General features: G+C 70.0%; 18 protein-coding genes, 1 pseudogene and 1 CRISPR repeat array. Of the genes and pseudogenes, 6 read left to right on the top strand and 13 right to left on the bottom strand.

Annotated features, from left to right (window positions below; all coding sequences use genetic code 11):
* The first annotated feature begins 595 nt into the window (after nt 1-595).
* Nucleotides 596-1,156: a dihydrofolate reductase family protein gene (locus F4561_RS07440; protein ID WP_184576056.1), complete on the top strand. Its 561-nt coding sequence runs from the start codon at nt 596-598 to the stop codon at nt 1,154-1,156.
* A 146-nt stretch (nt 1,157-1,302) separates the two neighbouring features.
* Nucleotides 1,303-1,872 (top strand): DUF6879 family protein, encoded by a 570-nt coding sequence (locus F4561_RS07435; protein WP_184576054.1) that lies wholly within the window; start codon nt 1,303-1,305, stop codon nt 1,870-1,872.
* Between the two features lie 611 nt (nt 1,873-2,483).
* Here F4561_RS07435 and fxlM (F4561_RS07425) read toward each other — a convergent pair.
* From fxlM (F4561_RS07425) to fxlM (F4561_RS07400), 6 genes are read right to left on the bottom strand one after another with little or no spacing between them, the layout of a single operon-like run.
* Nucleotides 2,484-3,749 carry a methyltransferase, FxLD system gene (fxlM, locus tag F4561_RS07425; RefSeq protein WP_184576052.1) on the bottom strand — a complete coding sequence of 422 codons (1,266 nt, stop codon included), beginning with the start codon at nt 3,747-3,749 and terminating at the stop codon, nt 2,484-2,486.
* 35 nt (nt 3,750-3,784) lie between these two features.
* Nucleotides 3,785-4,627, bottom strand: a complete 843-nt coding sequence (locus F4561_RS07420) for a thiopeptide-type bacteriocin biosynthesis protein (RefSeq protein ID WP_184576050.1) — start codon at nt 4,625-4,627, stop codon at nt 3,785-3,787.
* A 2-nt stretch (nt 4,628-4,629) separates the two neighbouring features.
* A complete protein-coding gene (locus F4561_RS07415; RefSeq protein WP_312885179.1) occupies nt 4,630-5,817 on the bottom strand; it encodes a lanthionine synthetase C family protein in 1,188 nt (395 codons plus the stop codon).
* Nucleotides 5,818-5,834: 17 nt separating this feature from the next.
* Entirely contained in the window at nt 5,835-8,939 is a 3,105-nt protein-coding gene (locus tag F4561_RS07410) for a lantibiotic dehydratase (protein ID WP_184576048.1), read from the bottom strand.
* A gap of 45 nt (nt 8,940-8,984) precedes the next feature.
* Entirely contained in the window at nt 8,985-9,128 is a 144-nt protein-coding gene (locus F4561_RS07405; protein ID WP_184576046.1) for an FxLD family lantipeptide, read from the bottom strand.
* Nucleotides 9,129-9,166: 38 nt separating this feature from the next.
* Entirely contained in the window at nt 9,167-10,444 is a 1,278-nt protein-coding gene (gene fxlM / locus F4561_RS07400) for a methyltransferase, FxLD system (protein WP_312885178.1), read from the bottom strand.
* Between the two features lie 614 nt (nt 10,445-11,058).
* Here fxlM (F4561_RS07400) and F4561_RS07395 point away from each other — a divergent pair.
* Nucleotides 11,059-11,976 (top strand): SDR family oxidoreductase, encoded by a 918-nt coding sequence (locus F4561_RS07395; RefSeq protein WP_184576044.1) that lies wholly within the window; start codon nt 11,059-11,061, stop codon nt 11,974-11,976.
* Between the two features lie 127 nt (nt 11,977-12,103).
* Here the strand turns inward: F4561_RS07395 and F4561_RS07390 are convergent, their stop codons facing one another.
* The 5 genes from F4561_RS07390 to F4561_RS31980 form a co-directional block, all read right to left on the bottom strand.
* On the bottom strand, nt 12,104-12,325 hold the full coding sequence (locus tag F4561_RS07390) for a hypothetical protein (RefSeq protein ID WP_184576042.1): 222 nt from the start codon (nt 12,323-12,325) through the stop codon (nt 12,104-12,106).
* Between the two features lie 300 nt (nt 12,326-12,625).
* Nucleotides 12,626-12,802 (bottom strand): hypothetical protein, encoded by a 177-nt coding sequence (locus F4561_RS31990; protein WP_221445399.1) that lies wholly within the window; start codon nt 12,800-12,802, stop codon nt 12,626-12,628.
* Nucleotides 12,799-13,044 carry a hypothetical protein gene (locus tag F4561_RS31985; RefSeq protein WP_221445398.1) on the bottom strand — a complete coding sequence of 82 codons (246 nt, stop codon included), beginning with the start codon at nt 13,042-13,044 and terminating at the stop codon, nt 12,799-12,801. Before F4561_RS31985 ends, F4561_RS31990 begins: the two co-directional genes overlap by 4 nt.
* Nucleotides 13,041-13,550 (bottom strand): transposase, encoded by a 510-nt coding sequence (locus tag F4561_RS07380; RefSeq protein ID WP_281384169.1) that lies wholly within the window; start codon nt 13,548-13,550, stop codon nt 13,041-13,043. Before F4561_RS07380 ends, F4561_RS31985 begins: the two co-directional genes overlap by 4 nt.
* A gap of 76 nt (nt 13,551-13,626) precedes the next feature.
* Nucleotides 13,627-13,821 (bottom strand): transposase, encoded by a 195-nt coding sequence (locus F4561_RS31980; RefSeq protein ID WP_246437457.1) that lies wholly within the window; start codon nt 13,819-13,821, stop codon nt 13,627-13,629.
* 187 nt (nt 13,822-14,008) lie between these two features.
* Between F4561_RS31980 and F4561_RS07375 the strand changes: the two genes are divergently transcribed.
* Nucleotides 14,009-14,920, top strand: a complete 912-nt coding sequence (locus F4561_RS07375) for a tetratricopeptide repeat protein (protein ID WP_184576040.1) — start codon at nt 14,009-14,011, stop codon at nt 14,918-14,920.
* A 154-nt stretch (nt 14,921-15,074) separates the two neighbouring features.
* Nucleotides 15,075-15,791: pseudogene (locus F4561_RS07370) on the top strand (3-keto-5-aminohexanoate cleavage protein); the annotation flags it as partial.
* A 221-nt stretch (nt 15,792-16,012) separates the two neighbouring features.
* On the opposite strand, the gene F4561_RS34165 reads toward F4561_RS07370, so the two are convergent.
* On the bottom strand, nt 16,013-16,330 hold the full coding sequence (locus tag F4561_RS34165; protein WP_446684974.1) for a hypothetical protein: 318 nt from the start codon (nt 16,328-16,330) through the stop codon (nt 16,013-16,015).
* A 35-nt stretch (nt 16,331-16,365) separates the two neighbouring features.
* Nucleotides 16,366-16,832: a CRISPR direct-repeat array (repeat unit 37 nt; unit sequence GTTGCGATCCTCAGCCACCCCGAAGGGTGGCTGCCAC).
* Nucleotides 16,833-17,314: 482 nt separating this feature from the next.
* Nucleotides 17,315-18,058 (bottom strand): DUF2637 domain-containing protein, encoded by a 744-nt coding sequence (locus F4561_RS07365; RefSeq protein ID WP_184576036.1) that lies wholly within the window; start codon nt 18,056-18,058, stop codon nt 17,315-17,317.
* Nucleotides 18,059-18,616: 558 nt separating this feature from the next.
* Between F4561_RS07365 and F4561_RS07360 the strand changes: the two genes are divergently transcribed.
* Complete coding sequence (locus tag F4561_RS07360; RefSeq protein WP_184576034.1) at nt 18,617-24,955, top strand: ATP-binding protein; 6,339 nt, start codon at nt 18,617-18,619, stop codon at nt 24,953-24,955.
* Nucleotides 24,956-25,128: the final 173 nt, after the last annotated feature.

Here is a 25,128-nt window from a genome sequence, read left to right as displayed (position 1 = left end):
AGGCTCGGCTCCGGTAGTGGAGAGCTACTGGGCACTCAAATCCGAGCGCACAACACTTGCGGCCAGTCAGATGAGGATATCGATCGCCAGCAGGCCGGCATCCCTCCCCACGAACAGGCAACGGCCAATGCACGTCACCGCGTGGGCTACCCCGTGAACCGGGATACGCAGCAGCTCGCTGACCTCCCACGAATCCCAGATCCGCACGGTAGAGGGTCGTCGTCATCCGGTACCCGGCGCTCGGTCCTGATAGGTGAGCATAAATCGGCTGTGGGTCTCGTCGACGGCAGTTCCCGCCAGCGTGCTGTCGGGAGTTCCGGGCGGGGTAGATAGTCAGCGTGGGCCACTCGCGGTCCCGACCGGGCGCCCAATTGCGGATCTGCTGACACAGGTACTCGGTGAGTTCTGCGGCGGCGGGGCCGGGTGGTCGGCGAGGATGGCGGTGGACTCGCCGCCTAGAAGCGAGGAGCGCAGCCACCTCGCGTGGATCCCCGGGGCGGACGTTTGGTCGGGGTTGTCGGATCTGCCCGTGGCGTACCGAGAGATTCCGCTGGCGGCGCTCTGATCGGCCGTCGTCGTGGGAAGGGACTCGACCATGCTGCTCGTATCGATGGGTGTCTCGGTGGATGGCTTCATCGCCGACCGCACCGGTTCGTTCGACTGGACGGCTCCCGATGATGAGCTGTTCGGCTTCCATCTGGCTCGGGTGGGGGAACTCGGCGGCTGTCTGTGCGGCCGTCGCCTTTACGAGACGATGCTTGTGTGGGAGACCGAACCATCGATGCGTGACAGCGAGCTCGGTGCCGCGTTCGCCGACGTATGGTCGGCGCTGCCGAAGGTCGTGTTCAGCCACACGCTCGACCGGGTCGAGGGCAACGCCCGGCTCGCCGAGGGGTCGGTGGCCGAGGAGGTGGCCGCGATGCTCACTTCGACCGACAGGGATGTGGAGATCGGCGGCGCCACCCTGGCCGGGCAGGCGATCGAACTCGGGCTCGTCGATGAGTTCCGGATCTTCCGCTCCCCGATCATCGTCGGTGGAGGCACACCGTTGTTCCCGCCGGTTGCCGATGCCATTCCGCTTGAACTCGTGGAGAGCCGGACGTTCGCCTCGCGCGTGGTGTACGAGCGGTACCGCCGCACCGACGTGTCTGGCTGACATCGACTCCTACCCGCCAACCTCGATGCGCGCCGCCGAGTCACCCGAAAGGGTTGGTTGCGGCTTATCGCGACACCATCGCACGGCTCGGCGATAGGCTCCGCGCGTCAACGCCTTTTCCAGGACGCTGCGGAACGGAGACCGTCGTGGGTGAGACCTTCTACTCGCTGGAGGAGGAGGGCGTCGACCGGCTGTTCCTGGGGTTCGAGTACACCGCTTTCCGGCTGGAGACGCTGCAGGTCTACCGTGCCCCGGAAGAGGCCGCAGAACTTGAGGCGTTTCTGGCCGGGGCCGACCAGCCGGCTGAGGTCTGGGACATGACCCAGGGCTGGCTCGCCGAGGTCTCCGGACGAATCGCCCAGGGCAAGCGCTACCAGCGGGTGCGTGTGGTCACCGAGCCGTTGAGCGACTACCTGCGCTATGAATGCGCCTGGGGCTACGCCTACAGCACGATGGCGGGAGAGGACGTCCGCGTCCTCTCGGTCACCGAAGGCACCTGGCCCGAGGGGGTGCCCCGGCGGGACTACTGGCTGTTCGACTCGGTGCGGCTGCTGGAGATGCACTACACCCCCGAGGGCGAGTTCGTCTGCGCGCAGCTCAACGAGGACCCGGTCATAATTGTCGAGGCCAACCGGGTGCGCGACCAGGCGGTGCACCACTCGGTGCCCTACGCGGAGTTCGCGGCCGGCTTCGACGCATTCATGCACCGTCCATAGGGCTCGGTGCTGGAACCTCTACAGCAGGTCGGCCTTGGCCAGGATGAACTCCACGGTCTGGGCGATGGTGCTGCTCTCGTCGATGAGCGCCTCCACCCCTCCGGGCAGCAGGTCGCGCGGCCGGTACCACTGGCGCATCTCGGCCTGGCCGAACTCCCGGGCCTGGGGCTGGTGGGCGTGGCGCCAGGGTCTCCTGCCAGGGGATGTCGAGGTAGACGCACAGGGTGCCGCCTCGGTGGTCGCGGTACAGGCGGGTAAGCATCTCCCCGTAGCGCTCGGAGTGCAGGATGCCCTCGACGATGACGTGGTGGCCGCAGTCCAGGCAGTAGCGGGTCATCGTGTCGAGCAGGCCGATGTTCACCCCGCCGGCAACGTCCTTCTCCTTGAGCACCTGGCGGCGCACGGTGTCCTGGCCCACGATGGCCAGGCCGCGGCCGTAGCGGGCCCGGATGGCCGCGGCCACGCTGGACTTGCCTGCGGCCGAGTTCCCGCGAAGCACGATCAGCCGGGTCTGCGCCGATCCCGTGGGTGTACGCACGCCGGCCAACCTAGCGCCTCCGATTCGACTATTTCCTGCTGTTCGCCGCGCTGGCGCGCTACCGGAGGTTGTCCTACAGCGGCGGCTGCTGCCGCCAGGTGACTACGAGGTGGGCGCTGGGGCGGGTCAGGATGAAGCGGCCGGGTTCGGGCTCTGGCGGGAGGTGGGGTCGGGGGTGGAGGTCGACGGTGGGCTCGCGGGTGCGGTAGTGCTGGCTCCAGTGGGTGATTTCGCGGGCCATGCGCTCGGCGAGCGCTGCTCCTTGGGCTCCGTGGCCGATGACGCCGAGTTCGTGCCTGTCGCCGGTCGGGCGCAGGGTCATGTAGGCCAGACCGCGCTGGCCGGACGGGGCGGTGGTGGCCATCGAGCCCCAGCGCAGCATCGGCTCGACGCCGCCGGCCTCGGTGGCGGCGCCAGCGACCGGCATCCGCGACAGGGAGTTGTCCAGGGTGAGGGCCAGCCAGAGCCAGAGGTCGCCGAAGGACTCGTTGTTACCGAAGACCACCCCGGTCCAGGTCGTGGTGCGCTTGTCGGTGAAGATGTCGCGCACGGACTCGGGCTGGATGTCCTGGTCCTGGTTGGCCCACAACGTGACCGCGTCGTCGCCGGTGAGGTCGAGCACGCGGCGGGGATCGGCGGCACTGCTATGGCGCAGCGGCATGAAGGTGCACATCTGCACGTCCACCCCGCGCCAGTAGCCCTCGGCCGGGGTGAGGGCTATGGAGCGGGAGGCGTCTCCGGCCAGGCGCACCGGCACGACCAGCCGTCCGGACGGTGTGAGCTGGTCGAGCCATGCCGGTGGGACGTCGAAGGCGCCCACGGTGGCCACGATGCGGTCGAAGGGGCCGCCGTCCGGGTGCCCGGAGGCGCCGTCACCGCAGAGCACACGCACGTGGCCGTAGCCGGCGTCGGCGAGGTGGGTGCGGGCGTGCTCGGCCAGGTCGGGGTCGACATCGATGGTGGTGACCTGCCCGCCCGGCGCGGTCAGGTGGCTGAGGAGCGCGGCGTTGTAGCCGCTGCCCGCGCCCAGTTCCAGCACGCGCTGGCCGGGAGCGAGGTCGGCCTGGTGCAGCATCATCGCCACGATCGCCGGTTTCGAGGCGCAGCTCAGCGAGGCGCCTGCGGAGTCGTCCTTGATGGAGACGGTCTCCCTGGCGTAGGCGGTCTCCAGGGCGGCGTCGGGGACGAACCGGTGGCGTGGCACTGCCGCGAGTGCCTCGGCGACCCGCGGGTCGTGGACCCAGCCTTCCTCTTGAAGCGAGGCGACCAGGTCATGGCGCAGGCCCTGCGCCGGGTCGTCCGCTGCAGGGTCGGTGGCGTTGATCGGGGCGTGGGTCACGGTGCTTCCTCATGGATCGGTAGTGCGGGCGGTAGTTACTGGCGAGGGTCGCGCGGGTCGGCGAAGGCGGTGTCGGTGGCGGCGTGGGCGAGGTTGGCTTGGGTGGTTGCGGGCAGGCCGAGTCGGTTCCAGTGGAAGAGGACGTGGTGGGTGGCCACGGCGCGCAGGCCGCGGGCCAGGTGGCCGTTGTCGGCGAGGCTTTTCAGGGTGCGGCCGGTGTGTTCGAAGGCGGTGAGCCAGTCGTCGGCGGAGGCGAGGGCTCCGGTGCGCAGGAGGGTTCCTGATGCGGTGTCAACGGTGGTGAGCCGGTGCACTGCGGCGGTGAGGCTGTTGCGCTGCTGCGGTGGGGCGGGGGTCGTGTTCGGTCGGTGGGCGGCGACCCTGGCCCAGACGTCGCCTTGTTCGTAGCGGTCGAGTCCAGCGGCGCGCAGGAGGGCGGTGCACAGCAGCAGGGACAGTTCGCGGCGCCGCCCGCTCGTGTGGCCTGCGCCGTCAGAGGTGAGGTGGGTGAGGATGCCGCGGCTGTCGGCGTGGAACAGGTGGTGGGCGGTGTGCATGGCTTCGTCGCCGCCGAAGGCGTGGGTCTCGGGTTCGTAGACGGCCTCGGTGCAGCGGGCGATTCCCTTGTCGCGGAGGCGGTGGGCGGTGTCGCGGAGGGCGGCCGTGACAGCAGCGGGTGAGGCGTGTTCGGCGGGGAGGCAGCGCATGCGCCACTGGTGTTTGCGGATGAAGAACCACGCGGTGATCAGGCCTTGGGTCTCGGCGTCGGCGATTGCGGGGCCGAGGTGGGCGAGGAAGTGCTGCTCGGCGGTGCGGGGCTGGGTGAAGGTGATGCTGAGCTGGCGCCAGGAGGGCCGGTGGTCGGGTTCGCAAGCCATGATCAGGTTCCGCCGGGTGCGTTGAGTAGGAGGCAGGTGTCCCACCCGGTGGCGGGAGGCCGGTCGGCGGCGGCCGTGCACAGCGCGAGGGCGCGGCCCGCTGCGCCGCGCAGGAAGCCGTGGCCGTCGTCGGGTGCGGCGGCCTGCAGGCGGGAGGCCAGGGCAGGGAGGTGGTCGGCGAGGTCGGGGGAAAGGGCGTCGGAGGCGATGTGCCAGGCGGTTTGGAACAGCCCGGCCATGCCGTGGCAGAGGCCGGGCTCGGTGAGGTGTGCAGATTGGCGAGGGTCGGCGAGGCAGCCGGCGAGGGCGTCTTCGGCCGTGCGCTGGCGGGAGGTGTCGCCGGTGGCCTGGCCGGCGAGCTGTTGGGCGCGGGCCAGGCCGGGGGTGCCGTAGCACCACGACGGGCGTCCCGGGGCCTGCTGCGTGGGACGGTGTTCCTGGAGGTCGTGGAGGGTGAGGGTCTCGGGCCACCACGGGCCGGTGCGGTGGTCTTGGCGCCAGGTGTCCAGCCAGGCGCAGATCCGCCGGATGGCGGTGGTGTGGCCGTCGACGTGAATGCCGGCTCTGGCGGCCAGTGACAGCAGGGCGAGGGGGCCGGCGATGCCGTGGGCGATGCCGTGGTTGGCGTGTCCGCCGGGGTAGCCCGGGTCGCGTCGGCCGGTGGGGGGCTGGTGGGTCCACCAGCCGGGAAGCCCGGCCACGGGCTGGGTCAGGAGCACGAGGTAGTCGAGCACCTCGCGCAGGAGCGAGCCGTGGGGGTCGCGGTGCAGGTGGTGGGCGCCCAGGCCGGTGAGCCCGTTGATGAGGTCAAACTCGGCGAGGACCGGGCGTTCGGCGCGGTCCATGCGCGCCTGCGCGGTGTGCAGGCGTTGACGGGTGAGGGCGGCGATGCGTGTGTCCAGCGCGGCGAGGGCGCGGGTGTAGCGCTGCGGACCGGCGGCGGTGTGCACGGCGAAGGCCACGGCCGGGGCGCCGAGGAAGAGGCCGGCCTGGAGGCCGGTGGTGAGGGTGGTGCGGGTGGCGGTGGCCAGCCAGGTGTGGACGGGTTGCCGGGGGGCGAGGCCGGTGGCGGCGCGTTCGGTATGCAGCAGCGCGATTCCGGCCGGGCCCGTTGACAGCGACTGGGCCCAGGCGGCGCGGTGCGGCGGGCCGGGCGGGTACGCCAGGGTCTCGGCGATGGCCGCGGCCACAGTGGCGGCACGGGTGGCTACGACGGGGATGGTGTGCTCCTTTCCCGGCGGGCGGTGAGGGACAGAGCGGCGGCGCGGGCCAGGTGGTGGCAGGTGTGCTCACTCTCGCGGTCGATGCCGACCACGCGGGTGTGATGCAGGTGCAGGAGGGATGCCAGCACCTGGTCGGGATCTGGCCCGCCGGGCTCGGTCAGGTGGGCGCGGTAGGCGGCCACGGCCGTGCGGCGCCACTGCCACGCCTGCAGCAGTGATTCCCCGCCGGACAGTGCGTTCAGGATGGCCAGGCCCTGGTCGGGGTGGACCAGGCGCAGCGTCTCGGCTCGGAGTTCGCGGGACGGGGACCGGCCTGGGTGGGTGCGGGGGTGGGCGATCAGCCAATCGAGCACGGCCTCAAAGCCGCCGGTGAAGGCGGCGGCCAAGTTGATGAGGCTCGCCGCGGTGAGGGCCTGCGGAGACGCACCACCGCTGGTGGTGAGGGTGAGTTGGGCGAGGGTGGCGGCGGAGTCGGCGGCGAAGGCGGCCTCGGCCGCCTGCATCGCCGTGCCGGTGCCGAAGCGTCCGACCTCGGGGCGGTAGGTGTCCAGCACGAGACTCTGGAGCAGGCCGCGTTCCTGCAGGTGCCGGGCCCAGACGCCCAGGCGCTGGGCCCCCGCGCCGTAGTGGTCGGCCTCGTGCAGACGCAGGCGCAGCCGCAGGTGGGGGTCGGGTTCGCGGTAGCGCAGGAACCATGCCGCGTCGGCCGGGCCTTCGTGCCAGTCGGCCAACAGTGCGGGCAGGTGGCCGGTGAGGATGTCGGTCTGGCACGCGGGGTGGGCATGTAGCCGGGTGTAGAGCCACGGCGAGGCGCCCGGCAGGTGCCCGTCATGACGCCGCACCTGGGCTGGCCCCGAGCGGCGCGGGGCCTGGGGGCGGGTAGCGGCCAGGGGCAGGACGATTTCGTGGGCGCGGTCGCCGATCCAGCCCATCGCTCTCGCGTCGGGGGCCTCGGCCAGGTCGGCGTGCCCGGCCCGGTCTAGGTGGCGGCGCAGCAGCGCACGGTGGGCGGGCTCGTCCAGGTCGAGGCCCAGGCGGCGCTCGTGTTCACCGAGGAAAACCCGCGCGGGCAGACCCCGTCGGCGGCTCAGGTGGGACCACGCCTGCTCCCAGTCCCGCCACGGCGCCGTGGGCCCGGGCAGTTCGGCGACCGACACGCGCCAGCGGGCGGGGGCGAGCACGGTGCGCCGGTGGCGCAGCCGCGGCAGGAACGCCAGCTCCTCGGCAGCTCCCCAGGAGAAGGGTGTGCACACCGCGGCGCGGGCAGTGGTGATCTCGCACAGGAACCGCGCCAGGGGGTGGGTGGCGTGGCGCAACGCCACTGCGTTCAACATGACGGGCTCGACCACGCACCCCTGCGAGAGCGAGACCAGGAACAGGTGCCGCTCGTCGCCGCCGACGGCGAGGTCCTCCACCGCGAGCTCATCGTCGGGCTTGCCGGGGTGCTCGCCCAGCGAGATCCGAGGGAAGACGCCCGGAGCGCAGGCGACATGCCGATTCCGCGCCGCGAGCGGCGGGCAGGAGAGCTGCGCGAGCGTGGCGTCGGGGTGGAAGCAGGGCAGCCCGGACAGCGCGCGCATCATCCGCTCCCGGTCGCGCGGTTCCAGGAGGTGGAGGAACCGCCCGCTCAGCGCTCCGGCCTGGCGGGAGGCGCCGTCCACCACGAGGGTGAACGCGCCCCGATCCAGCGCCGCAGTGTTCGGGGCGTACAGGTGGAATCGTAGTTCGGTGTGCGGCGGGCCGTCCGGGGTCGTTTCCGTGGTCTGTCGGACGAGCGCGGCCAGGTCCTCCTCACCGAGGGTCACCTCGCGTCGTTGTTCCAGCGCGGCCTGCTGGGCCAGGCGCAGCAGGCCGCGGTCCCGCTCCGACAGTCCAGGAGGCGTCGCGGTGGATGAGCCGCGGTAGCCGGCCGGGAAACCCAACCCGGTATCGGGGTGGGTGAGCTCACCGAGGGGCACCACCGCACCGGAGCCGTAGCGCTCCAGAAACCGGCCGTGGTAGTCGCACCACGCCGACGTGCCCGACGGGTGAGGGCTCAAGTCCACCAGCGCCGCGGCCGCGCGTTCTGCCTCCCGGGCCACCGCGGACGGAAGCTCCACTCCCTCCCCCGCCCGCAGGTCCACTGCGAGCCGCGGCTCCGGGGCAGTGCGGATCGCCTGCATGCATCGCGTGGCGGCCGTGCGTATCGCTCGGCGCCGCGGCGGCGAGGTGGCCTCCCCATAGCGGGTGAGCTGCTCACGCACCGCGCGCCACCGCGCGACCGTGTCGCCGCGCTCCGCGCCGGACCGGGCCGCGGTGAGCTGGTCGATGACACGGCCCAACGGGTCGGTCGAGGTCATCGGAGGGTGCAGGGGCGTGATCAGCACGCCTTGCGCCACCAATGTGGCCAGCATCGGATCGACGCGCTCCCGCGTGACGTCGCACAGTTCCGCGGCCACCTTCTCGGCCAGGTTCTCGACGGTGATGGGTGAGCGCGCGGCCTCCAGCGCAGCCTGGACGGCGCGGGTGCGACGCAGGGACACCTCACCGAGCTCCAGCTCGCCGAACTCTCCGGGCCGCTGCTGCCACGGCAGCACCCAACGCTCGCCCCGCGCGCCTCCCAGGGTGTTCGCGACCACCGTCAAGCGCCGCAGGATGTCGGGCCGGGCCTCCAGATCGGCAAGGGCCGCGGCCAGCCAGACGGGATCCGGACGCGCCACGGGCACTTGCTCCCCCGCATGCACCTGCGCGCGGGTACCCAGGCGCGCCGGGGCCACCCCGGCGAAGTGCCCGAAGGGGGTGGCCCGGCTGTGCATCCGCAGCAGGTAGCGCGCCACGGACTCCACGGTGCGGCGTACGTGGCGCGGCCGTGTTTCCTGGCCGGCACACACCGCGGCGACCGCGCGGGCGAGGTGCGAGCTGGCGACCTCGATGGCCTCCACCAGATGCTCGCCCTCCCACACCCGCCGCAGCCAGTCGCGCCAGCCCGGCACGTGCGCAGACGTCTGGCCGGTCAGGTCCGGCCACGGGCCCAGCTCCCGCGTGTCGTGGTGGGCGGTGAGGCGCACCAGCCCGGCGTCCAGGGCCCGGAAGCGGGGGCGAGCGGGCATCGTCGGCCTCCACCAACGTGCAGAAGAAGCGGACCAGGCGTGCTGCTAGCAGTCGTCGGCCGAGGTGTCGCCGCAGTTGTCGCTGGTGCAGTCCTCAGTGTCGAGCCCTACGACCGGGATGCCGGACTCGACGAAGCGCACGTCCAGGTCCAGCTCGTCCTCGGGCGTCGTGAGCGTGAGGGGATCCATTGCAGACTCCTTTACACACAGGGATAAGGGAGGGTGGACTATCGATCGGATTCCGGCCAGGTGATGACCAGCCGGGTGTGCCGCTTGTCCAGGACGCAGCCCTCGGGCAGCGCGGCGTCCGGCGTGTCGGCGGGGTGGGCACTCAGGCGCGGTGCCGGACTTCCGGCCTGGTGCCATCGGCGGATCTGTGCGGCGAGGTGCTCGGCGACCGCGGCGGCCTCGGGTCCATGGGCGTAGGCGCCGAACTCGGAGATCTCCGGATCCTCTCCGCTTCCCGTCGGGCGCAGCTTGGCACGGTAGGCCAGCGTGGTGCCCTCCAGCAGGGCGGGGGTTCCCAGCCGCCATGTGGGCGCGACCAGCCCGCGCTCGACGGCCTGTTGGGAGGCGGCCAGCTGACACGCGCCGGGCAGCGTGGTGGCCAGCCACAGGTCCTGATCGCTGAAGGGTTCGCCCTTGCGGCGCGTCACCCCCGTCCATGCCTCCGCCCGCGGCGTGGTCAGAAGCCCGGCCAGCGCGGCGGCATCGACCTGCGCGCCGTCATCCAGCCACAGCGTGACCTCCTCACCGTGCAGGGCGATCCCGGTCCTGCGGTGCTCTCCGGCGCCCTGCATCGGCACGAACCCGCACATCAAATGGCTGCGACTGGCCAGATGCCCCTCGGCGCGCTCCAGGGCCCAGGACCGCGTCAGCCCTTTGGTGCGCAGCGGGACGACCAGCCGCCCGCCCTCGGCGAGCTGCTCCAGCCACGCCGGTGGGAGATCCCAGGCGCCCACGGTCACGATGATCCGGTCGAACGGAGCGAACTCCGCGGCGCCGTACTCCCCGTCGGCGCACACCGTGCGCACCCGCCCATAGCCCGCGCGATCCAGGCACGCCCGCGCCCGCTCCACCACCTCGGCGTCGATGTCCATCGTGGTCACTGACCCCTCGGGTCCCACCAGCTCGGCCAGCAGCGCGGCGTTATAGCCCCCGCTGCCGATCTCCAGCACCCGCTGCCCGGTCTCGGCGTCGAGCTGGCCGAGCATGCCGGCAATGACGTTGGGGGCGGAGACCGAGCTGAGGTGGACCCCGCGCTCGTTCTCCTTGGTGACCAGCACATCATCGGCGTAGGCCTTCTCCAGCCCGACCCCGGGCGCGAACAGGTGCCTCGGCACGGTGCGCAATGCCGCCTCCACGCCGGGCGGCACCACCCGCCCGAGCTGTTGATGCCGGGCGATGATCCCCTCCACCATGGCGCTGCGCAGAGCCTGAGGGTCCTGGTTCGATGCGCCGGCCGCGTCCTCAACGTCGCCGCTCGTCGTTCGCTGCGTAGTCACACGCTCACCCTGACACGAGCACGCGGGGCACGGCAGGGCATTCTGCGGGGCATCGCAGGGCAATCTGGAGCGCCCAACGTGCCCCGCGGGCCCGATGCCCCCTCGGCGCCCAGGGTGAGAGGGCTGCCGCCAACCAGGACCACGGCTGGAGGGAGAGGGGATGGCTGCTCACACCGGTGAGTCGCTCACTCAAGCAGCGGCACTGCACACCGCCGCGCGGGCACGTGCGGCGCTCGGTCTCGCCATCGCCGGGCGCAAGGTACTGAGGCCGGTGGGGGGCCAACGCCTCGGTGCTGCTGCCGAAGGAAGGGCTCGTCCTGCGCATCACTGCCACCCGCCGTACGCGTCCACCGCGAGCTGGATATGGCCGGGTGGCTGAGCATCGCGGGCGTCCCGGCCGTGCGCCCGGCCCGCCCTACGCCGCTGGATGTCGACGGTCCTTGTCTCGGTCTGGCACGAGGTCGCCGAGCCGCACGTGCCCGCGTTCGGCGGCGGTGGCAGCAAGATCCACGGGAGTGGCGCCGGGAGGGTGCGGGCTCGGAGTGTGGGGCAGGATGGTCGACCCGCGGAAACCCTGCCGGGGGATGGCAGGGTTCGCCGCGAACCTGGTCGGCATGACAAAGGAACTGAACGGACGCGTGGCACTGGTGGCCGGGGGAACCCGGGGGGCGAGCCGGGCGATCGCGGTGGAGCTGGCCCGCGCGGGGGCGTATGTGTACGTGACCGGGCGCAGCTCCGGGACGACACGCTCGGAAGTAGGCCGGCCGGAGACCATTGAAGGCACGGTGGAGGCGATCACCGCGGCAGGGGGATCCGGCACCGCGCTGCGGGTGGACCACCTGGAGCCGGAGCAGGTGCGCGGACTCACGGAACGGATCGACGCCGAGCAGGGCCACCTGGACATCCTGGTCTCCGGCCTGTGGGGCGGGGACCACCTGGCGTGGAACATCCCGGTGTGGGAGCACCCCCTGGAGTCGACGCTGGGCATGCTGCGCCTGGCCATCGAGGCGCACGTGATCACCGTGCACTTCCTGCTGCCGCTGGTCATCCGACAACCCGGTGGGCTGGTGGTGGAGCTGACCGACGGCACCGAGGAGTACAACGCCTCCTACCGCACCGGTACCACCCTGGGCTACTACCTCGCCAAGGCGACCTCCCACCCCTTGGCGAAGGCCGAGGCCGCCGAGACCGCCGACTACGGCTGCACCGCGGTGGCACTCACCCCGGGCTGGCTGCGCTCGGAGGCCATGCTGGAGGACGCGTTCGGGGTCACCGAGGAGAACTGGCGCGACGGCACCGCCCAGAACCCGCACTTCGCGATCTCGGAGACGCCCACCTACGTGGCCCGCGGCGTGGCCGCACTGGCGTCCGACCCCGAGCGCGAACGGTTCAGCGGCCAGACCCTGAACAGCTTCCAGCTGGCGCAGCGCTACGACCTGACCGACATCGACGGCAGCCGACCCGACGCCTGGCGCTACATCGTGGAGGTCGAACAGGCCGGCAAGCCCGCCGACACCACGGGGTATCGCTGAGCCCGCCCGCGGGGGCCGTGCAGCCGCGACGGCGGCCCGGGCCGCCGCGGACGCCCTGCGCAGCGAGATCCCGAGGACGCCGACGTGTGGGACGCGGCGGCCGCCGTCTTCGTACAGAACGACGACATCAACACCGCCGTGGAGTGGTGGACCGCGGGCATCGTCCACTGATCTTGCCGCGTTCGTAGCGCGCGATGGCGTGGGCGCCCAGCCCATAGCGCTTCCCGGTCGCGCGCCACAGGTGCTCGTTGACCGCCTCGGCTAGCTCCGCCCGGCTCATCGGCTCCCCCGGAGCGGAAGGTGAAGGGCAGGCCTCGCGCGCCGCGCGGAGTCGGTCGTTGGGTTCCACATTCGCTCCCTCGAACGCCTGCCCTCAGCGCAACGGCCCGGCTCGTTCTCCACAGGGGAAGTCGCTCTCGTTCGCTCGTCACCGCGCCCCTGCCTTCAGGGGTCGTGCTGGACACCGAGGAGGAGGTACGCTCCGCCGCTTTCCTCGGGAGCGTCCCTCTGTGTTGTGACTTGCTGCGGGCTGGGACTCCCCTACGCAGCGTTAGGATCGGTCGGGTGTCTGAGAGGGCGTTTCGTGGGTTGATGTCCCTTTCGTCGTTAGGGCTGGACGAGGCGGGCTGGTCAGGGGTTCGCGTGTGGGCTATGGGCGCGGCTGGGTGAACAGGCCTGGTTCAGTCTCGTTGAGGATGCTGCGGCTGACCAGGCGTTTGAGCTTGGAGCGGATGTTCTCGACGTTCTTCGACGCGATGGGCAGGTCCAGGGCCTGGCACAGGTCGCGGGCGCGCAGTGGCCGGGCGAGGTCGGCGAATGCGGTCATGATCTGCTCGTAGGCAGGGTGGGCAGTGCGCCAGGCGGCGTGCTCGGCTCGACGTCGTCCTTACCCACCAGGGAGAGCAGGGCCGTGCGGGTGATCTGCAGATGCGTGATCGCCTGGGTGAGTTCATCGAGCTTGGTGGTGAGTTCGCCGATGTGGGCGCGTGTCTGCTCGGCCTGGTGGGTGAGCGCCTGTTCGCGCTCGTCGAGGGTCTTCAGCAGCGGTTTCGCCTCGTGGTGGTTCATGTGTCGCGCCAGGACATGCTGGAGGTGTGGGTAAGCTGGCGGGTCGTCACGTCGCTCATCGCCCGGTACACGCGCGATTCGGAGCTGGTGGGACGGTGCTCGTAGTCGCGGACCAGGCGCCGATGCAGGACCAGGGTGCCGTAGGTCTGTTCGACCACCCACCGCGTGGGCTGGGGGACGAACCCCTTCTCGGCCGGGTTGCGCTGGACGATGTCCACGCCGATGCCCACAGAGGCGCCGTGGTCGACGACCGTGCTCTTGAAGCCCTGGTCGACCAGGGCTGTCTGTACGGTGTCACTCTGGGCGGCCACCCGGTCCAGCAGGGCGATGCCAGCGGTGTTCTCATGCGCGGATGCGGCCATCACGACCACCGCCACGACCAGGCCCAGCACGTCCACGGTCAGGCCGCGCTTGCGCCCGGTGACGCGTTTGCCCGCGTCGTTGCCGGTCGTGGTCGAGGGCACGGCGGCCGCCGCGCGGATGCTCTGGGTGTCCAGTACGACCAGGCTCGGGGCGGATAATCGTGCCCGTTTCTCGCGTGCCTGCCAGCGCAGCAGGTCGTGGATGGTCTGGTCGGTGCCCTCACTCGCGCCATTTGGCGAAGTAGTAGTAGACCGCGTTGCGGGGCGGCAGGTCGTGGGGTAGGTAGTCCCACTGGCAGCCGGTGCGGCCCTGGTAGAGGATCGCGTTGACGATCTCGCGCATGTCGTAGGCGCCCTGGTGGCCGCTGGCCGAGGGGTGCGTTGCCTTCCAGGCCGTGATCACCGGCTCGAGCAGGGCTCACCGCTCGTCGGAGAGGTCGCTGGGGTAGGGCTTGCGTTCGTTCACCTGGTCATCCCAGCACACCCAAGCCCACCAGGCAGGAGTAACGCTACAAATTCACATCATCACAATAAGACACTGGGGGCATCACCCCACGAAACGCCCTCTCACACTCAACACCTGGCGCTGGCACCTCAACCCCATGTTCGACGAGGCACGCAATCAGCCTGCGGTATTCGATGGTCGGACGTCCGCGCTGGACTGGTTGACCACGGAGCTGCCCACCCTGCGCGCGCTGGTGGACCTCGCCCACGACAGCGGACGCAACCACACCGCCTGGCACCTGTGCGAGGCGATGTGGGAACTCTTCAGCTACAACCGCCACTACGACGCATGGCTACAGACCCACACCGCGGGCCTGGCCGCCGCCCACGAACTGGGCGAACCCGCTGCCCGGGCACGCATGCTGGTCGCCCTCTCCAGCGCCCACCTCCACCTTGGCGACGTCGAAACCGCCGCCAACGGCTGCCACCGCGCCCACGAGCTGTGGCTGCGTGTTGGCCACCGCCTCGGCCAAGCATCCGCGCTGGAGTCCCTCGGCGTCACCGATCTCGTCTCCGGGAACCCGCGCTCAGCCATCGCGCGATTCTCCCGCGCCCTTGCGCTCGTCACCGCCGAGGACGACCCGCGTGCGATCACGATGATGCACCGCCGCCTCGGCGAAGCCCACCGCGACGCCGGCAACCACGACCACGCCCTGGACTACCTCACCCACGCCCACCAGCACTTCGCCGCGATCGGCGACGACTACATGACCAGCCGCCTCCTCATCGGCCTGGCCGACCTGCACATCAAAACCCACCGTGGGGACCAGGCCAGAACCGCCCTCGACGAAGCACTCCACCTAGCCCAACGCGCCCAGGCCCCCATGGAGATCGCCCGGTCCCACCAAATGCTGGGCGACGTGGCCATGCTGCGCGGCCACGTCGCACACGCCCGCCACCATCTACAGCGGGCACTGTCGGGCTACACCGCCTTCGACGCCCCCGAAGCCGACGAGGTCGGGCGGCTGCTCGCCCGACTCGACCCAGGCGAGGAGGAAGCGCCTACGTAAAACTCCCACGCCGCGTATGCCTGTTCACACACGCGGCGCGGCGGGCCGCCATGCCGTACGGGATTGGCACGGCGGCACGGCCGCCCTCCGAGACCGTAGGGACCCCGGGAGGCGGCGCCACTCCCCACCAGCCCTCACCTGCGAGAGGTTGACCATGAGGATCGTCGCGTGTCTGAACGGTGACCGTCGTCCGGGGGCACACCCGGCTCTGCCGGTCTCGCCCGACCAGCTCACATCGGATGCCCGAGCGGTTGTCGACGCCGGTGCCGACGAGATCCACATCCATCCGCGCGACGCACGCGGTGCCGAGTCGCTGGAACCCCAGGTCCTGACCCCGCTGATGAAGGCGCTGCGGGCCGCGATCCCCGGTGTGCCGATCAGCGTGACCACCGCCCTGTCCGCGGAGCCCGATCCCTGGCGCCGCTACGACCTGGTGCAGCGCTGGGGCGAGATGCCCGACACGGCGACGGTGAACCTGCACGAGCCCGGCTCCGTGGAGATCGCGCGGCTGCTGATCGACCGCCGGGTGGGGGTCGAGGCCGGCCTCGCGACTCCCGACTCCGCCCGCATCCTGGCCGCCACCGGCCTGGCCGCCGACGTCGTCGCGGCGCTGGTCGAGCCGACCCAGGTCACAACGAAGGACGCGCTGGCCAACGCCTCGACCATCGACGCCGTCCTCGACCGCGCCCACATCGAGCTTCCCCGCATGCTCCACGGCGCCGACGACACCGCCTGGCCGCTGCTCGACGCCGCCGCGGCCGCCGGGCGCGACCTCCGTATCGGGCTCGAGGGCACCATGCGCGGACCCGATGGGAACGAGGTGGACAACAACGCCGCACTGATCGCCACCGCGGTCGAGCGAACCGCGGCCACGCGCGCACACGCACCTGGCGCGTGCGGCCTCCATCCTGCCCACCACCATCTACACCGGGCACTGCCGGGCCCACACCGCACTCGGCGCGCCCGAATCCGAGGCCGTACGACAGCACCTCGCCCAGTTCGACAGCTAAAAGGAAACGCACGATGGAGAGCTTCTTTGCGCGCGTGAACGCCCGCTGGCCCCCCGGTCGCGAGGACTACCACTGGCACGTCCTACCGCCGAGCCCACCGACCGAACTGGTGGAAATCCACCGCGAGCTCACCCACCGCAGCGGTACCGTCCCCGTCGAGCCCGAGTGGATCCACCTCACCCTGCTGCACTCGGCACCGGCCACTGCGATCACCGACGAGGAACAGGACTCCATCGTCGAGCAGGTGCGCCAACGCTGCGCCGAGGTCGCCTCGTTCAAGGTGGAACTGGATCGTCCCGCTGTAGGTTCCGTCGCGATCGAGTGCCTCGCACTGCCCGGCGTCCAGCTGCGCCGGATGTGGCAAATCGTTGCTGAGGCCACCCGAGAGGGTGGCTGCCACCCCCCATTTGCAGGGCCGTCCTCGGCCTCCGGGTCGTTGCGATCCTCAGCCGCCCCGAAGGGTGGCTGCCACGCCCACTCGTCCAGCCCGCGGCCCATTGCCTTGGCGTTGCGATCCTCAGCCGCCCCGGAGGGTGGCTGCCACGCGAGCACCGTCATCAGCGGCGCCACGCTGCCGCGGTTGCGATCCTCAGCCACCCCGAAGGGTGGCTGCCACCAGCCGCGGTCGCCTCGTATGCGAACTCCGGCATGTTGCGATCCTCAGCCACCCCGAAGGGTGGCTGCCACCGCTCCTGTTGCATGAGATCACCCCCGACCAGTTCGTTGCGATCCTCAGCCACCCCGAAGGGTGGCTGCCACGCGACATCAACAACACGTCGTGCCCAGGCACGGAGTTGCGATCCTCAGCCACCCCGAAGGGTGGCTGCCACCGGGGCGATTGCGGTGGGTGAACGGAAGTAGCGCTGTTGCGATCCTCAGCCACCCCGAAGGGTGGCTGCCACGCCGATTGAGCAGGGAAAATACCGGATAGTGAAGCACGAAGGGACAACATAAGGACCCCAATTAGTACTCTTCGTCCGAATCATGCTTGGGAACCTCCCTGGGAATCGATGACCACTCATGGTTCTCAAGCACTCCTCGCCTCACCTCAACGCGAAGATTAGTCCACTACTCGGGTGGGAGATCTACCCCAGTTCGTATGCCCCTTTGCGGTTCGCGAGGGTGTGTTCCATGTGTCCGATTACTTGAGCACGAACGACATGGGCAGCACTGGCCAACACTAAATGACCATGCACTGGGATAACGCCCCACCAAGCGGTGCCTCACACTCACACCAACCTGGCACTGATCGAGAACATTTCTCGTCCAAGGATTCAACACTCAACTCACCGTGGGCAGCCGGATCGTCACCAGCACGATCAGCCGGCAGCACTGCCACGCTCCAGAAAGAGAAGCCTGTGTGTCCTCTAACCAGGTCACCGACTCAGGCAACAGCATCCAATAGCCCTTGCTCACCCCGCTGCTTCACCAAGCGCCCCCACCGGGGTTTCCGCCCGAACCGCTCGGCCAGCTCCTGGCCGGAAGGCAACGAGCCGTCTTCACGGCGGTTGGCCAGGGCCCACGCCCAGGCATCGCACTGAATCTGAGGCGGCGCAACTTCGGTGGCGACAGTCTCCACGATCTCTGCCGTCGAGGAGGCCCTACGTGCTTGCACCACCCGCAGTGCGGGCCGCTCCTCTGCACCGGTAGCGTCATCGGGCTCCAGGGCCGAGTCCACGAAGTGGTCCTCCTCGGCCTGGTCATCCGCGGTCTCCGTACGCATTGCGTGTGCATTGCGTGTGCAAGGGGAGTTCGCCCGGAACTGGCGCATCAGCAGCTCATAGGAGCCGATCAGCGCGAACGACGGCCAAGCGTGGATGATGCGCGACCACACGGTGGGATCGGCCACCGCGATGTTGGCCGCGAGTGAGGCGAAGCTGCCCAGGATCAGCAGGCTCCAGGGAAGCAGTCCGCCGCGGCCTCCCTGGCGGGCGTCGGATAGCAACGTCATCGACGCCGCGACCACCGTTCCGTCGACTGACAACGGGAACAGGGCAGCACGCCATGCGGGCTCGCCGTGGCGCAGCGCCAGGTCGTACATGTGCGAGTAGGAGACGACGGCCGCGATCGTGGCCAGAAGAAGTACCGCGGCGATGGTTGTCCAGCGGGACCAACGGGAAGAATCCATCGCAGATCACCGCCCGTCCAAGGCAAGGTCCGCGGACAGGCTGAGGGGCATGTACGAAAGGGGCAAGTCCCCCTCTCTCTCGGACACAGAATTACCCCATGAAGGGGTGCAGGCCCGATCCAAGTGACTCAATGAAGTCGTCTTGGGTCGGGCCTTCGGCGTCTTCAGCTCGGACGAGCTCCCACTCCCCTGGGTCGCACAGGACTACGAGATCGTCCCTGCGTAAGCGCCGGAGGATGTCGAGCGGGCCGCTGTCGGGGAACCATGCCGTAAGCGCGGCCATCGCCCGGTCCTCCCGGACATAGAGACTCTTCACCCGAGTGGAGGCGAGACAGCGCGCGTTGGAGTGCGGGCAGTGCTTAAGCGGAGAACGACGCGCCGTAGCGGCTGCTGTGCCCTCACAGACTGCGCCACTCGACAGGGCTTTGTCGGTGGTGCGCGTTATGGCAGCCGCGGTCCTCAGCGACGGCAAAGCCGGTGGACCTGATCGGGAGCCTTCGTCGCGGTTTGGTCACTTCTGCGCCAGCAGGGTGTTCGACGGTGGAGAATGCTGCCGACATGAGTGATCTAACTGCCGCGCACCGCGGGTACGAGTACCAGGACTTGATGGAGGCAGGCCGCGTCGTCGACCTGCTGCTCGGCGGGATCGCCAGGGTCCATGTCGACGAGAAGCTGGTGACGGACGACCGCTTTGACGACCTCACGGTGATCAACGCAGACGGATCCCGTGAGCGGACGCAGTTCAAGCACTCCGACGAGGAAGGCCCTCTCGGCTACGCCACGTTCACGACCGACAGCCGCGGGCTGATGCTGGACCGCCTTGTGGCGGCTGCCGTCGCCGACCGGGACGGCCCTGGGGCGGGCGCCACCGCGCACCGGTTGCGCATCGTGATGCGCGACGCACCTCCGGACGATGCCGTACTGAACGCGATGATGGTGCCCGCCCGCTCCTCTGACGCGCTGTTCCTGACGGGGATGAAGTCCACACTGTTGCGGTTCGATGCGGACGCCCTTTGGCGAGGGTTCAGCCTGAAAGCGCAGGGCCGACGCCAGGCGGGCAATGTCTTTGGGTTCCTGACCAGAGGTAACACGGCTGTGTCCAGGCAGGACCTGGAATGGCTGTGCGATCACTTGGTGGTGGAAGTCGGCGCACCGGCTATGACGACGGACCTTCTGCAGCCAGGGCCAGCCGAGCAGGTTCTCCTCCAGCGGGTGCGCAGCGAGCTCGGCGCGGGGCTCTACCCCAACGAGGGACGTTCGCCGGTGGACGTCGCCGAGGCGCTGATCCGCACGGTTCGCTCCGCCCGGCAGCGCGGCGGCGAAGTGACACCGCGCGAGCTACTACGCCAAGCCCAGTTGCGCAGCGACCTCGGCGCCGTCGTGCGCGAGAACCCTGTCGACTGCGCCCTGGAAGTGGCCAGGCCCGCCACGGTTGGCGTCCTGACGGAAAAGGCCGGGACGGTGGCAGCCGATGGGGGAATCCTGCTGGTCACGGGACCTCCGGGACAAGGCAAGTCCTGGGCGTGCCAGCAGCTAGTCGACCAACTTACCGGTGACGGATGGCTGGTCGCCGAGCACTACTGCTACCTAGGCGATGCCGACGGCGACCAGCTGACCCGGGTGGTCACCGAAACGGTCTTCGGCAGCCTGCTGGGCCGGATGGCCGAGTCGGACCCCGGCCTCGTCCAGGAGCAGCGCCCGCGTTTCGCCGCTGATACGAAAGCACTGACGACGGCGGTGGACGCTGCCCTGCGCAGGGACCCCACCCGGCGCGTGGCGCTCGTCGTGGACGGCCTGGACCACGTCACCCGCGTACAAGGAGGAAGGACCAGGAGAGCCGATCCGTCTCTGGGCCTTGCCACTGTCCTCAGCTCGCTGCCTCTTCCGCCCGGCAGTGTCCTCATCGTCCTCAGCCAGCCCGGAACCCACCTCGTCCCCCTCCAGGACGCAAGGGCGGCTTCCGTCGCCGTGCCGCCACTTGCCGCGCACGAGTGCCGCGCCGTAGCGGAACGGCTCGGGCTCGTCCCGGCGGCGGACAACAATCGCACCGAGGTGCTCCTGAGCGACGACCGCGACGTGACCGACTTCCTGGACGCGTTGCAGGAACGCTCGGGCGGCAACGCTCTATACGCGACGTACCTCTGCCGCGAGGTCGCCCTCCGACCGGAGACAATCACGAAGGCCGCGGCAGTGGTACATGCGCTCCCGGCCTACCAGGGATCGTTGGAGGGCTACTACGCCCACCTCTACGACACCCTCGGCGCAGAAGCCTATGTCGTCGCGGACATCATCGCCCTGCTCGGCGTGACCGTCACCCGCGAGGAGCTCGGGCAGATCATCCCGGACCGGGCGCACAGGATCGATGACGCGCTGAAGGTGCTGGCCCCGGTGCTCTCAGGGAGATCCGGACCCAGCGAAATCCGCATCTACCACGAGTCGTTCGCCCGCTACCTGCGCCTGGGCTACGAGAACGACCCCAGGGCCTCGGTATCGACGCTGGTGCTGATCGCCACCTGGCTGACTGGGAAAGGACTGTTCGACGACCCGAGGGCCTTCCGCCGCCTCCTGCAGATCCTCGCCGAAGCGGGGCGTGACACGGAGGTGCTGGACCACATTGGGCGGGACTTCGTCACGCGAGCCGTCGCCACCGCCCACCCAGCCTCGGCGATCAGAGACAACCTGGCCACCGCCCTGCGCTGTGCTGCCAAGACGGCGAACTGGCCGGTCATCGCGCGCTGCGTCGAACTCGCCAGGGCCGCGCAGACGTATGAGTTCGAGCGCTTCGACTCGGACCTGGTGGAATTCGCCGACGTGCCCATTGCCTTGATGGGGGCTCAGACGCTGGCGGACCGGCTCCTGCACGACGGGCAGACCGTCATGCCCGCCCGGGCAGGTCTGCAGATGTGCGCTGTCCTCGACGCGGCAGGCGCCGTGGCCCCCTGGCACGCGTACATGACGGCACACGACCACGAGGCCGAATCGGATGACACCTCCTACGGGGCGGAGTCCGACCGAGCCGTTGAACTGGCATGCCTGCGTGGCCGGTTGCGCCTGTCGGCGGCGCATCAGGGGATAGCGGAGGAGCCGGGGGAGAACGGGCTCGACCGGCCGGTGTCGCTGGACCACATCGCCGAGTGGCTCGAGGAACGGGGTGACCAAGCAGCGGCCGACGCTGTCGTGAAGACGCTCCTCGACACCGTCGGAATCGAGGCCGTCACCGACCTAGTGCTGCGTCTTGCAACGGGCGGCCCGGCATGCCTCGCGCTCGCCGAGCAGATCGCCGCAGGCTCGGTGCCCAGTGAAGAGGGCAGCGCCGCGGACTGGGCCCAGGAGGCCGCCGAACTGGGATACGTGCTGGGAACGGGGCACCGGCTGCTCGCGCTGGGGGTCGCTGCCGCCGATCTCGCTGAAGGCCTTGCGACCGACGAGACTTCGACTGCCCGCAACACCCTGTTCTCCCTCACTCACGACGTACAGAACGAACAAGTCCGGTGGAGCCCCGTGTCCGTGGCCAAGTGGCTCGATGCCCTGGCGATCACGGCACAGACCGACCCTATCGCTCTGGATACGGTACCGGCTCTCGTCCAGGGGCCCGGCTGGTACCCCTGCTGGCTGCGGTTCGCGATCGCCCTCGCACGCGCCGAAGCCGCCGCAGCACCCACCCGGTCTGGCCTGGTCATCGAAGCCCTCGGGCTCCTGACCGCAGACCTCAGCCCCTTCACCGGCAGCCCGCGTGCGTGCGACCTCTACCCGATCCATCCGCTCATCGAAGAGTCAGTACGCCGGGCGGTCACCCTCGTGTCCGACCAGGACTGGCCGCAGGCGTGGCAGACCCTCATCCACGTCAGCCGGGAAATCAGCGTCAGCCTGCGCGGCGAGATGGGTGGACCGCTGCCAGCCGACACACTCCTTACGATCGCTGTCGAGCACGCCACGCCCGCACGACGGGCCAGCGTCGACGAAGCAGTCCGCAACGAGTTCCTCCAGCAGGCCGGCGGACGCTACTACAGCGACCTCGCCCGCTACCGCCTTATCCACGCGCGCCTCGCCCTCACCGCCGACGACCTCGCCGAGGCCGAGGAACACTGGCTGGCGGCCTGCCACTTCCTGGTGGCCTACGGCTGGCGCAAGGACATCACCGTCTACGAAGTCCTGGATCCCCTGCCCGCCCTGGTCACCGCGGACCCGGCCCGGGGGCGAGCGCGGGCGGCGCGAATCCAGCCACTGTGCGAACGCCTGGTCCATCACACCGATGGCAAGGAGACCAGCGCCGCCCGCCCCCGGTGGTGGAACGTCCTGGCCGGGGCAGACCCCACGGCCCTCGCCGATCTCGCAGCCACCGGCCTACTCGGCGACTGCAACGGCCCGAACACCATCCTCCACGGCGCCCGAGAAGCCCTCTGGCACGCGTGGAGCGACACCGCCGACCCGGTCGTGGCAACCGCTCTCCGCCTCACATTGGACACCCCGCTCCTCCAAGCCGACCCCGCACTTTTGGACCGGCTCGCCCAAACGGTCGGCCACTCCACGCCCGACGGCGTTCCACAACTTCTGCATATCGCACTGAGCAGGGCCGACGAGCAGCAAGCGAACCGCGACTCCTTCGGCGACCGGGCCAGGCTGGCCGACGCACAACTCGTCGCGGAACTCAACGCCGTCGCCGAACGCATCGGCGCCCCGCAGATCGCCCTCCTGCCCGAACCGCCGACCACCGACGAACTCCGGAACCGCCGCAGCGCACCCGGGCCAGCAGAGCCGTCGGCCCCAACCTCACCTGCCGCCTTGTCGCCCGCGCCCTCCGAACCGGTCGGCCTGATCCGGGCATTGCGCGCATGGCACCTGAGCCCGTACGAGGCCGACACGCCACAGCACACTCTCGAACAGATGACAGACCTCGTCGGCGCTGGCCTGCTCAACCTCGCCGCCCAAGGACAGACCGATGAGGCCGCACAAGTCCTGCGTGCCATCGCCGGCCCCTTCGACTTCCGGGACGGACCACTCCTGCTGCGCCAGTTCGCGGACAAGCTTCACCACAACGGCCACGACGCTCTCGCCGCCGAAGCCTACGCACTGACCTGGGTACGCACGCGCGGACAAGGCGGATGGCTGAACTTCGGCGGCGAGACAGCCCTCGACGCCCTTCGCGCAGCTGCGCAACTCGACCCCGCCCTCACCCACCGCGTCATCACCGAAGAGGCCGAAGCAGTGGTGAACACCGGCCGGTACGGGACCCACGGCATCACCCAGGCACTGATCTACGCCTTCGCCCACCAAGCCCTCGCCCTGCCCCCGAACGACTCCCTCGACCTGGCCTTCGCCCTCTGGGACGAAGCCGCAACGGTCATCGAGAGCAGAGCACCCCGAGTCCACGACAGCGACGACCCCCAACTCCCCTACCTCGACCCCGACAACGACAACGACAACGGCACCCCCGCACCCGGCGATCTCGACCAGGTACTCGCGACCGCGGCACTGGCGGCAGTCGCACACGCGGGCCGAGAAGGCAAACGCCGAGCGATGGTCGCAACGCGGTCCCTGATCACACTGCGCCCCGAAGCCACGGCACCCGCCATGGCCCTAGCTCTGGGGCAACTCTCCGATCCGGCGACCCTGATGTGGCTGCTGTGCCTCCTCCACGAACAAGGGCCGGCGGCCCAACCCGTCGTGGACCACTGCCAGGACGCGCTCGAGGCCCTGGCCCGAGGACCGCTGCTTACCGTTCGCTCCCTCGCCCGCCGACTGCTCACCGATGTGGCTAGCGTGCCCATGGGACCCTCGGACCCGGCCGCGCTGAAGCCGCCGAGCAGCCTGTGGACTCCCACCGCACAGGGAGACAGCCCGAGAGAGCGTGTGCTGGCGGGGATGGTGGCCGAGGTGGCCGACGCGCGACTGACCGAAGCCGAGCAGTTGCAGCCCGGACTGATCCGAGCGGTCCTCGCCAAGGTCCGCCGCAAAATCGACACCGAGCGCGTCATCGAGAGGAACAAGACCCAACTCCGCGCCAACCGAAGTGTCGACGAGGGCGAGCTGCCGGACGCCTATCTCGCCATCGAAGAGACCATCGAAGAGGCGATCCAGACAGTGGCAGCGGGCAGCCGCGCGCACAGGCTCTCGCAGGGCCTGGGCGCGAGCGATCCGACCGTCGGGGAGGACCAGCTGGCCAGCGCACTGACAGACGACCCCCGCATCCCGCTGGCCTTCGAAGAGGCACGCTGTCCGCGCCCCGACCTGCGGCTGCCACCCGGCCCGGACGACCCGTCCGACCAGGACACCCCGGCGGCCGGAACAACCGCCGAGACCATCTCCACACAGCCACTGGCGCAAGTTGCTGCCCGCACCGGACAGACCCTCCCGGGCTGGCACATCCTCGCTTCCGTGGAGGAACGCAAATTCCTGTCACCGCGCACCCGGACGACCGGTCTAACCGTCGTGAGCTTCTCGGGCCCGGAAGTGAGGGACAACGGGAACCAGGAACGCAGCACACTCCCCTTCTCAGAGGGAGCCCTCGAGGAGTGGACCCGACCGCCGGGGCAGCACTCCGCCGCTGACGTCCCGCCGGGGAGCCCGCTCCTCGGACTCGACCGTGCCATGACCGCCGCCGCAGACGCCGCCCAAGGCCTGGGACTACCCGGCTTCACACTGACACCCACCCCGTGGCTCCGAACCGCACTCCGCCTGAGGCCCGGAGCCCCGCTGACACTGGAGGACGACCACGGTTCGGCCCTGCGGTTCATCTGCTGGCGCACAGAGTACGAGCGGAGCGCCTACAGCCTGCCCTGGCCGCGGACAACCGGCTGTGCCGTATTGATCCGCCCCGACCTGCTGGACGTCCTGTCCGAGCAGGCATCCGCACCGATCGTCATACGCGACGTCGTCATGCGGCTGGAAGTGGACTAAAGAAGAGCAGGCGAGACGCCGTAGTCGGAAGGAACACCACCCGGTACCAGGCAACGAGTCCGCCCCGTCCGAGGCCAAGGCCCCGCGCACGTCGTGTGCGGGGCCCTGGCGTGGGAGTGTCCAATTAAGGGCTCTGTCCTGCTTTCGGCTCTGTCCCGTTTTCGGTGGTGACT

The organism is Lipingzhangella halophila, assembly GCF_014203805.1.
Lineage (GTDB): Bacteria > Actinomycetota > Actinomycetes > Streptosporangiales > Streptosporangiaceae > Lipingzhangella > Lipingzhangella halophila.
This window is presented reverse-complemented; position numbering and strand designations above follow the sequence as displayed.